Origin of the sequence: Acinetobacter legionensis (assembly GCF_048551735.1) — a bacterium.
Taxonomy (GTDB): Bacteria; Pseudomonadota; Gammaproteobacteria; order Pseudomonadales; family Moraxellaceae; genus Acinetobacter.
The window spans coordinates 1-10,779 of sequence record NZ_JBIMBV010000009.1 but is presented as its reverse complement, the minus strand read 5'-3'; the positions used below and the strand labels follow the sequence as shown (position 1 = coordinate 10,779).

Annotated in this window: 7 protein-coding genes; 6 read left to right on the top strand and 1 reads right to left on the bottom strand. The window is 33.1% G+C overall.

Annotation, left to right across the window (positions count from 1 at the left end):
• The first annotated feature begins 3 nt into the window (after nucleotides 1-3).
• The 6 genes from ACG9ZL_RS09615 (at nucleotide 4) to ACG9ZL_RS09590 (ending at nucleotide 10,485) form a co-directional block, all read left to right on the top strand.
• A complete protein-coding gene (locus tag ACG9ZL_RS09615; protein ID WP_419359848.1) occupies nucleotides 4-309 on the top strand; it encodes a hypothetical protein in 306 nt (101 codons plus the stop codon).
• 838 nt (nucleotides 310-1,147) lie between these two features.
• Nucleotides 1,148-3,223 carry an anti-phage ZorAB system protein ZorA gene (zorA, locus tag ACG9ZL_RS09610; protein WP_419359846.1) on the top strand — a complete coding sequence of 692 codons (2,076 nt, stop codon included), beginning with the start codon at nucleotides 1,148-1,150 and terminating at the stop codon, nucleotides 3,221-3,223.
• A gap of 18 nt (nucleotides 3,224-3,241) precedes the next feature.
• Nucleotides 3,242-3,973 carry a type I Zorya anti-phage system protein ZorB1 gene (gene zorB1 / locus ACG9ZL_RS09605; protein ID WP_419359844.1) on the top strand — a complete coding sequence of 244 codons (732 nt, stop codon included), beginning with the start codon at nucleotides 3,242-3,244 and terminating at the stop codon, nucleotides 3,971-3,973.
• 5 nt (nucleotides 3,974-3,978) lie between these two features.
• Nucleotides 3,979-5,382: an EH signature domain-containing protein gene (locus ACG9ZL_RS09600; RefSeq protein WP_419359842.1), complete on the top strand. Its 1,404-nt coding sequence runs from the start codon at nucleotides 3,979-3,981 to the stop codon at nucleotides 5,380-5,382.
• A gap of 8 nt (nucleotides 5,383-5,390) precedes the next feature.
• Entirely contained in the window at nucleotides 5,391-8,594 is a 3,204-nt protein-coding gene (locus tag ACG9ZL_RS09595; protein ID WP_419359840.1) for a DEAD/DEAH box helicase, read from the top strand.
• A 241-nt stretch (nucleotides 8,595-8,835) separates the two neighbouring features.
• The gene (locus ACG9ZL_RS09590; protein WP_419359838.1) at nucleotides 8,836-10,485 is read left to right on the top strand and encodes a DUF7017 domain-containing protein; all 1,650 of its coding nucleotides are present in this window, start codon (nucleotides 8,836-8,838) and stop codon (nucleotides 10,483-10,485) included.
• A gap of 35 nt (nucleotides 10,486-10,520) precedes the next feature.
• On the opposite strand, the gene ACG9ZL_RS09585 is transcribed toward ACG9ZL_RS09590, so the two are convergent.
• Nucleotides 10,521-10,779, bottom strand: a 259-nt coding sequence (locus tag ACG9ZL_RS09585; protein WP_419359836.1) for a hypothetical protein, incomplete at its 5' end; no start/stop codon positions are given.

The window sequence follows — 10,779 nt, the reverse complement described above, 5'->3', positions numbered from 1 at the left end:
TATATGAGGAGTTGGATACAAGGGGAGTTTTATACATTCCTGATGGTTATGGATCGTTATCCAAAGGTTTGGGTACTTCCTTGTATCTTTTTCTTATTTTGTATTGGTGTTATTGTGTGGCTCAATTATCAACTAGGTCATTATTTTGAGACACGTAGTGTGACGCAGATGACACCTTTTCTGGATCAATTCATTGTGAATTTTGATGCTAAAATTCGCGGGAAAATAGTGAATCGGTATTTGATACTGGGTACATTGGTGTTGTTTGCTATTGGATATCTGAAATATCGTAAAAAAATTTATTTCTAGATCAGAGAAATCTATCCAAAGATTGTAAGCGTACTCTTGCGTATCAAAAATTTTGGTTGGGTAAAAGATGGATCAAAACTGAATAAAAAAATCTCAATAAACTTTTGTCTTAATTTACCATTTAGTGTGAGTTAAACTGCCACCATCTCAGAAAATATTGTAGTAGATGATAGAAATATTATAACTACTTATAATACAGATAGTAATGAAGCTTCTTCACTATTCATACAAACTGACTCCTAGAGGGGGAATATGGGCACAACGTCATACTCAAGTATGGTTACAGCCATTAAAAAATTAAAAATTGGCATGATTAATGACTTAGTAAATTTAGAGCCATTGAGAATTAAACAGGATGGAAGTATTAGTTGTTTTTATATTCCATTTGATTATATTACGAAGAATGCAAAGGTTGTATTTGTTGGTATAAACACCCATTATTAAATGAAATGATTGATGCTTATTTAATGGAAGAAATTCGCCAATTGCCGAAAGCAATTTATATTCCTCTTGGTCCTAAAGTTAGCTAAGTTTTTGAATATTTAATTCAACAAGGATCATTAGAAGATCACCAAGTTTTATTTGGATTGCCACATCCCTCAGGTGCCAATGCAGAAAGAATTGCGTATTTCTTAGGAAATAAAGCTCGAGAATCCCTAAGTATTAAAACAAATCCAGATTTGCTTGATCAAGCTAAAGTAAAAATTTTAGAAAAGTTATCGTTAAACTTTAATTAGTTTTTACAAAATATATTTTCTTCCTATTAGATTGAATGAAGAAGATATATGGAGAGTGATTTATTTGATATAATTTTCTAATTGTTATTTATAAAAATATTATGGGGTTTGTAGTGAGTTTTTTAGCTATTGCAGAGTTTTTACAGGGTTTTTATGTCATTCCAATAGCAATGGCAATTTTCGTTTCTGTAGTGATGTTTTTCTTTGTTAAAGAATACTGGACTCCGGCTAAACGCTTAGCTAAAGAGCTTGATGATATTATTAAAAATGTCGATGAAGGAGTGAATTTTCAAGAAAGTAAAAATTCACTAAACAGTCTTTTGTCAGCGAATCCTACTCTTAAACATGCGTGGGAAAACTATAAAAACTCTTTACATGATATTAGAGAAGAAGTTGATGGTGAGTTTCAGATAATTTCATCGAGGTCAACGGTCTCAAGTGACATGTTTTTTTCTCAAATAGCAATAATTGATACACCACTAAAAGTTGATTTTTATAAACATATTCCAGGAATTATTACTGGTGTAGGTATTATTGCAACATTTTTAGGTCTTTTATTCGGTTTACTCGCATTTGATCCTGCTGGCGATCCTGCGAAGGTACAAAGTAGTCTTGCTCTACTGTTAGGTGGGGTAGGTGAAGCATTCATGGCTTCTGGGTTAGCAATTTTAATCGCTATGCTAATTACATGGAAAGAGAAGTTTTGGTTAAGAGAGTGCTATGAGAAATTAGAACAGCTTACGACAGCCATAGATTTGAAGTTTGAACCTGATGAAACAAGTGAAGAATATTTATCTCAATTGTTAAAATCATCACAAGCAAATGAAACTAATGCTCGACAGTTAAAAGATAGTCTAGTTAATGACTTAAAAACTATGATGACTAATTTAATTGATGAAAATAAGAAAAATCAGCTAGCGTTTACTGCACAATTAACTGAAAGTTATAGCAAGACTAGTAAAGACATGGCAGATCAGATAGGTCAGTCCATTTCGGATAACTTACAAGCGCCATTAGAAAAAATTGCCTCCAGTGTACAGCAGGTGAGTGGTGATCAAAGCTCTGCTGTGCAGGAATTAATGACAGATGTGCTTACAGCTTTCATGACAAAGTTAGAATCTACATTTGGTTCTCAAATGACTGGTATGAGTGAGATGATGACTCAATCAGTATCTGCTATGAAAGAAATGCAACTTGGTTTTACTCAGTTACTTACAGACATGAAAGTAAATAGTGAAAGTAGTGCAAAAAATTTAGAAATTCAGATGTCTAAAATGATTGAAGATATTCAGTTAAAGCAAAATACGATGTCTGAGCAAATGAATTCCATGGTAGAACATTTATCGAAAGGTGCAGAAAAAATTGGTGAACAAGGACAACATGCAATAGATCAATTAAATGGTAAGGTTTCTGAACTTATAGGGCATATGGGTGGAACTATGTCCAGCGTAATGGCCGATATTGCTAAACAACGCATGGAACAGGACCAAGTCATTGCAGATAATCAACAGAAACTACATGAACAGTCTTCAAGTTTAATTAACAATCTAGGAACTGAAATCAAAGAATTGATTATCCATAGCCAAAATGCTGTTGATGCCTATAAGGAAAATATTCAGAAACTCACCTACGTGACCACTGATAGCATTACAGGGATGAATAATGGCGCAGAAAAAATGCGTCTAGCTTCGGAACAATTTAATAGTGCAGGTACTACATTGATTAGCGTTACCGATAAGACATCACAACTTATCTCAGAAGTAACTGCTATTTCTACTCATTTAACTAGTGCAAGTAACAATCTTCTTTCTTTATTGGGTGATTATAAGAACTCACAGGATGCTGTTAATAAGGCGATAGGGGCACTTGACGGTCTAATTCAACAGGCTCAATCTGAAGCGGGCATGAGCACGAAAATGCTAGATGATATGAATCAAATGACAACCGCATTAAATCAAGTGAAAAAAGAGATACAGGATTATCTTGAACAAGTTAGTGATGTACTAGTTAAAAGTTTTGAAAGTTTTGGGACTTCTGTGGAAACGAGTCTTAACCATTCTCTTGGGATTTATGATAATACGCTTGACCAAGCTGTTAAGCGCCTTTCAAGTGGGGTTGAAGGATTGGGTAGTTTTGTCGAGGATCTAGAGGATCTCGTTAGACAAAAGAAAAGCTAAATTTGGAGTACATGAAATATGTTGGGTAATCGGTACTCTAAAAAGGCACGGCCTAAAGATGAAGGTGAAAAACCATTCTGGATTTCATTTGCAGATTTAATGACAGCCCTAATGACTCTTTTCCTCGTGGTTATGGCTGTATCGCTTATGATTGTGACGAAAAAAATTAATGAAGCTACTCAAGCTGAAGATCAACGAAGTGCAGAAATTTTAAATATTTGCCAAAGTATCAAGCATAGTGCGAAGTTGAAAGATGCAGGTATTGAAGTCGATTGTAAAAATAATCGAATAAATTTTGGCGAGGCTGGGCGTTTTTCACATAATGATTATCGGTTAAATGAAGTAGGTCAAAATCGACTCAATACAATTGTGCCGATTATTCTTGAAGAGGCGAATAACCCACAAGGTGAAAAGTGGTTTAAGCAAATTGTGATTGAAGGCTTTACAGATACAGATGGTTCATATTTGTATAATTTAAATTTGAGCTTACGTCGTTCCGAATGGGTGATGTGCAGTTTACTTGATCCAAAATTTAGTTCAGGTCTATCCTTGACTGAACAACAAAAAAATCAAGTGAAACAATTGTTTCTTGCAGGGGGAGTTTCTTTTAATTCAGCTAAAGATAGTAAAGAAGCTTCACGTCGTGTGGAGCTTAGAATGCAATTTTATGGCTTAAAAGAAAAGGAGACCTCAGAACCTCAACCTCATTTTGTTTCCGCTCCTGTGGAAACTTGCCAGTTGGCGAGGTGATAAGTATGAGTATAGAAAAACTAAAATTGCGTTTAGGACAAAAGCTTTGCGATTCTTCTAGTGAACAATATACACATTCAAAATTTGTAAAACCTCAGCGACTGATTAAAACGCTTAACGTTCTCGAACAAAGATTTGATGATTTAGAAAATACAATTCCTTTAGATGAAAAAATTTTTAGGACCATTTCTAAATTAGAGTACTCGGGTTTTGAGTCGTTCACACGAAGAGATTGGAAAAATTTAGCATGGGCTTTAAGCAAAACTTTACCAGATAATAAACAGAAACTGATTTTTAGTGAAATCGGTAAAAGGATTATTCATCATTTTAAACAAGCAGACGTTGGTCTTATAGGATTGGTTTATTTCCCTTTATTATATAGCTATTTTGCTTTAGAAGATGATGATGTAAAAGATAAGCCAGCAATTTGGGTTCAATTAAGAGAAATACTAAAAACACACAGATCGAGCGTTTATAAGGATTTAAAGCGTCCCAAAAAATGGATGAATACACTTTTGGATTATTCCGAGCTTTTATCTGAATTACCTACAGAAGTGTTTGTACATGGATTCATATATGATAAAGATGTAAGTGGCATTCAAAATGATTTAGATAGTTTGAAAATAGCCGCTAATAGCTGGTTTTGGGATGATTTGATTAAGAACTCTATTCAAGCTGTCAAAATGATGAATGAAGATGAGTATTTCAAAGTTACTCCTCGCTTTCTAAAATTAGCCGAACAAAATGTTTTATATACCAATGATATTCTTATAGCTTTATTAGAGCGATACGCTAGGACTTCTAAGCGGGAACAAGTGTATGAAGTTTTGAAGCATTTAGCTTTGAATCAATGGGGTAATCCACAATATGATTCATCTGCCGGTTGGAATAATGTCAATGCAGATACTAAACGTATGGTCATTCAATGGTTTGTACGAGCTGACCTAGAAGCTTTTTTTAAATTATTTAGTTCATCAGCAGATATAAATCGTTTTAACTACTGGATTAGATATATAGATAAAATTTCTTTTTCTCAAATTTTTTTAGGTCCAGCTGCTTTCCAGTCTAAACAACCTCAACATAGAGAATTTCGTGAGTTAAACAGAGGGCGTTTGAAAAAATTAGTAGGATCCACTCAGACTAACAATGCATTCATGCTAAGAATCGAAAATCTATATGTGATTGATTTCTCTGATACTGGAAATGCATGTTTTATTGTTAATAAAATTCCATACAGTGAAAATAAGTTAGAGGTACATCGAGATACTTTAAAGCCTTGGAATAATTTGCTTAAGTTAAGTCATACACCAGGTTGGCAATCACGTTTTGACGGTAGGATGGAAGAATTAGGAGTCTTTCTTAATCATGAAAAAGTGAAAAAAATTAACAATAGATATAGTAAGAATTAGGAAAAATTATGAAATTAGCATTTTGGAAAAGAAAGAAAAGCAATGATGTCGTACAAGATGAAGAGCTGAAACATGTTTCAAAGCTATTCAGTTATAACGAGCTTGGTATTACTTTTTCAATATTAGAAAAGGCTAAATCAGATACAGATTTCTATTGGCAAAGTCTTGAAGAAGAGGACTTAGCTTATCTTGTAGATGAGCACTACATGCTTCCTTGGGAAGAACTCTTTCAAATTCTACAGGATGAGGAGCATAAAAATGTTATTAGCTTGCTTAACTTGCCAAAACAAACTTCGTTAAGACCAGTGATTAAAAGTGAGGGTGGTTTAAGTGATTCGAATTTTAAAATTATTCTAGATGGATGGTTAAACGAAAATAATGTTAAGGCTAAAAATATTATTCAGCGCAAAGGGGGGGTGTTAATAATAGATGGCGTAGAATATCTATTAAATGAACAAGGCTTTAGACTTGTCGAAAAATTAAAAGAATTTTCAAGATTAGAAAATAAAGATAAAGAATTAAATCAGAAATATTGGGCTAAGATTCGTAATTTAGCACATAAAGCGAATGCGAATTTAGATGAGTTTTTAAGAAAGACAGTAGTTCTTGCACCTGAGAAGTTACAATTAAATCTTCGTAAAAATCTAATAAGCCAGGAATCAATTGTAGAGATTCAACCTACATTTGATGAAGCCCCATTCAATTGGTTAAAAACATTCGATCAATATAATCATGTTCAGGATCAATACAGTATTAGTCTACCCGATGGTGGTATTGCGCATGTTGTAATTCCTCCTTCGGTGAAGCAAGTGCTAACTGAAATAAAAAAAATGCCAAGTAGACGTGTCTCAGGTGAAAGAGCTCAGGCATTTTTACATAACCCATTTGCTCAACTGGGTGATGATGCGATTGATGTTATTTCACCGGAAAGTTTTGAAACTGTAAAGCAGCAAGCAGGAATTTATACTTATACATTACAAATAGAAAAAAATTATGATGAGTTAAAGCATTATATATCAGCAAAATTAGAGCTTTATGAAAACTCTGAAAGAGAAAAAAATCCTATTCATTTAGAGCTACATAACTTAGATCAGACTTATTATTTTGTTCAAGCCTATGAGAAAAAATCTCCATTTTTTATGTGGGCTGGATATGAAATTGAAAGAAATAGTTATTTAGATCAGCAGATTCAAGATTTAAAAAATGATTTAGATGAAATAAAAAAATATCAAGATGAGCTGCAAGCAAAACAAGTGCTAGATTTATCTAATTACAGTGGGCGTGTAATTGGTATTGGTGAGGCTGAAAAACTTAACTCTGAATTTATTAAAAGAGATAGTGGTGAATCAGAATGGCTACCGCAACATTTAATGGATTTGGAACTGCAGTTGCAAGATGAAAATTTAGAGCAAAATATAGCACAACTAGAAAAATGTATTAGAGACGCTGAGCAAAGTAATTTAAATGAAATTGTAGTGCCAAATACGGATAGAAAATTATCTCTCGAGCATGCTCAGACTCTATTAAATCAACTACGTACTTCAAAAAGTAAAGATCAAGATGAAAAGTTAATAGAGAAGGAAACTCCTCAACCTAAGAAAAAGAAAGATACGTTGTTAATTGCGAACAATATTGATGAGGCTGAATTTACTAAACAGCGAGCAGAGCTATTAATTTTTGATGAAAATAATCCCCCATCAGCAAGATTACCAACTAGTTTTAGAAATAATGAATTTAGTTTAAAGCAGCATCAAGCGTATGGAGTGGCCTGGCTACAGAATCTGCATCAGTATGCGCCAGAACAAGTGAGTGGGTGTTTATTGGCAGATGATATGGGATTAGGTAAAACACTTCAACTATTATGTTTTATTGGTGAATATCTAGAAAATACTAAAGTTAAGAAACCTGTATTGGTCGTTGCTCCAGTTTCATTATTAGAAAATTGGGAAGCTGAAGCTAATCGATTTTTTAGTAATAAATTTCCAAAAATACTAAGTTTGTACGGTGATAAGTTAAAGGAAAGGAAAATTCCTAAACATCTCATTTCATCACAACTACGCGAAAATCACGGTATTACAAATCTTCTTGAGGAGGACTGGCGTGGTAATGCGGATATTGTTTTAACGACATATGAGACAATGCGTGATCTTGAGTTTTCTTTGGCAAGAGAAGACTGGAGTATCATGATATGTGATGAAGCACAAAAGATTAAAGTTCCCACAGCTATGGTAACTAAAGCGGCAAAAGCTCAGAAAGCAGATTTTAAAATAGCATGTACAGGAACACCAGTTGAAAATTCTTTAACTGATCTTTGGTGTCTCTTTGATTTTATACAAGAAAACTTATTAGGCCCACTCAATGAGTTTGGAAAAATGTATCGCAAACCTATTGAAAATGTAGAAGGAACTGATGAAACGGCTCTTATAAAACTTCGTGAAATCATTGCTCCTCAAGTTCTAAGGAGAATGAAACATGATGTCGCAGATTTACCTGCTAAAGTCGAGGTCGATAGCTGTAAAGATATTCAAATTAGTTTATTGCAAAGACAATTGTATATTGATGTAGTCAACCGATTCAAAAAATTAACTGATGAAGGTAATCAGGGAGCAATGTTAAGCTCTTTACATAGTATGAGGATGATATGTGCTCATCCTTTACACTTTTACCCAACCGCAAGCTTGAAAGATTCTCCAAAAGTAAATTGGTTGTTTGAAACATTAGCATCAATAAAACAAAAAAATGAAAAAGTAATAATATTTACTGAATTTAGAGATATACAAGTTTTTCTTAAGCGAATTCTGATGGAGCGATTTGGATTAAATATTACAACAGTAAATGGTGATTCTAATACCAGTGGTAAGAAAGGGTTAACCAGACAAAACTTAATTGATAAATTTCAAGAGAAGTACGGGTTTAATATTATTATTCTGTCTACTACCGCTGTAGGATTTGGCGTAAATATACAACGTGCTAATCATGTGATCCATTATACACGTAGTTGGAATCCTGCAAAGGAAGATCAAGCGACTGATCGTGCATATCGTATTGGTCAAGATAAAGAAGTTTTTGTTTACTATCCGTCAATTGCTGCAAATGATTTTGACACTTTTGAGATAAAGTTAGACCAACTTTTATCAAGTAAACGTGCACTTGCTGATGATATGTTGAAACCAAGTACAGATCTAAGTAAGGATTTGATTAAATTGATTTAGACAAGATCTGAATAGTTACCAATATCTTCATCTGGGTTGCCTCATTTTGAGGAAATCCAGATGTCTAAGATACTGGGAGTTGTCCAAAATTGATCAAATATAGATGTTGATAGTGTTGTGGATAATTTAATATTAAATAGCTATCGCTTATTTAGATTTAAATCATTTAACATAAAATTATGAAAAATAAGATTATTATTGGAATATAATCTAGAAATATTGATCGATTGTGATAGTTAAGATGAATTGGCAAGAAATTAGTCAAATTAGAAAGAATGGTGATTATCTACGAGCTAGGGATTTAGCGCGAGTAGAGTTGCAGAAATCCCCAAATTCTCTTCAACTAAAAAGTCAAATTGAGTGGACATATTATTCTGAAATAAAAGAAATCACTACTAAGCTAAAACAAACAGATCCAATTGATCAAAGACTTGTTCAGCAATTAATAAAAACTTTTGAGGATTATATTAAAGGAGAAACGCGTCGACCAGAAATGGCATTTTCAATGATATTGCAATTGATCAGCCCATATGCAATACATTTTCCTGATTTTTATAATTATGTAAACTGGTTTGGCAAAGTCGCTTTGAGAGCTGAAGATTGGGAAGTCAGTACTTATGTAGATAAGCAGGGTAAAGATCGTCGCAGTCTTCCTGTAGCTTATGAAATTGCTAGAGGTCTATGTAAATGGGCGAAATCTGTTCAAGAGCTGAAAAAGGAACAAGCAGACTTTTGTTTGGATTGGGCTAATCAGGCACGATCTAAGTTATCAGCTGAGGATGCTATTTGGCTAGATTGGGATGCTGTCGCTGTCTTAAGACGTATGGAAAATTATGAAAATGCAAGTCAAGTGCTATCATCTGTTTTAAAGTTGAAAAAATCTGAATTTTGGGTTTGGGCTGAAGCTGCAAGAGTTTATCAGTTTGAACAAAAGGATTTAGCTTTAGCATGTTTTTGTAAAGCTATGCTTTGTAAAACGGAAGAAAAATTTTTAGTTACGGCTCATTTTGATTTTGCTAAACTTTTAATCAGTTTAGAGATGTTTGATGAAGCAAGTTTTGAAATCAATCAATCAATTAATATTAGAAATGAGAATCAATGGAATTTGCCTGAAGAATTAAATCGTTTAACTCAAAATAGTTGGTTTGATCCAGATAAGAAAGATTCAAAATTAGCTAAAGAATTTTATGAAGAGCATGCATCAGATGCTTTGACTTTATGTTTTGATGAAATTAGAAAAATTTCTGCAACATATATAGGGCAATTAAAAATTAAGCGAGATGGTAAAAAAACAAAAGAATTTGCTAAGTTTTCTATAAAAAATGGTAATAATTTTGAGTCATTACTCGCTAATGGTTTTAATCATCTTAAAATGAAGAAGGGAGCTCCAGTATTAGTTACATTAGGTATCCAAGAAGACTCCAATCAGAATTTAGTAGTAAATGTTGTTGAGCGGATGGATGGGGACGATTGGGAGTGTACTAATCAACAGTTTGGTATCATTAGCTATATCAGTGATGATTACGAGAATGTGAAAGTTTTTCTTAATAAAGATAAAGAATTGAAGTTAGATCAAAATATCTTAAGAAACTTAAAATATAAAATATCGATAGGCTCTAAAGTAAAATGCTTTTCAACAATTAATGCCAAATCACAGCGGATTGAAATTTCACATGTGGAATTAGCTAATAGTGCAAAAATTACTGATATGAAAGAAGAAAAAGGTGAATTACGTAAAAATTCAAAAGGGTTCGGATTTGTTAATGATGTCTTTGTATCACCAAACTTAATCAAGAATATTGAGGATAAAGCACTAATAAATGTACAAGCTATCTTCAGTAAACAGAGAGATAAAGAAACTTATAGTTGGAAAGCAATATCAATTTCATAAAAATAAGCCACTCGGACAGAGTGGCTTATTTCATTTTAAATATATTTTATAGCTTTCGAGTTTTTGGGAATCTTTTTTGTTTCATTAATTTCAGGGAATCGGATCTGTAAGAATGACTCATTTGAAAAAGTGACAAAACCGATACCCCATAAAGGATGTTGTACGGAATTCTGATGTATGTCAGAACTATCTGATACATCTGATACATCTGATACATCTGATACATCTGATACATCTGATACATCTGATACATCTGATACATCTGATACATCTGATACATCTGATACATCTGAT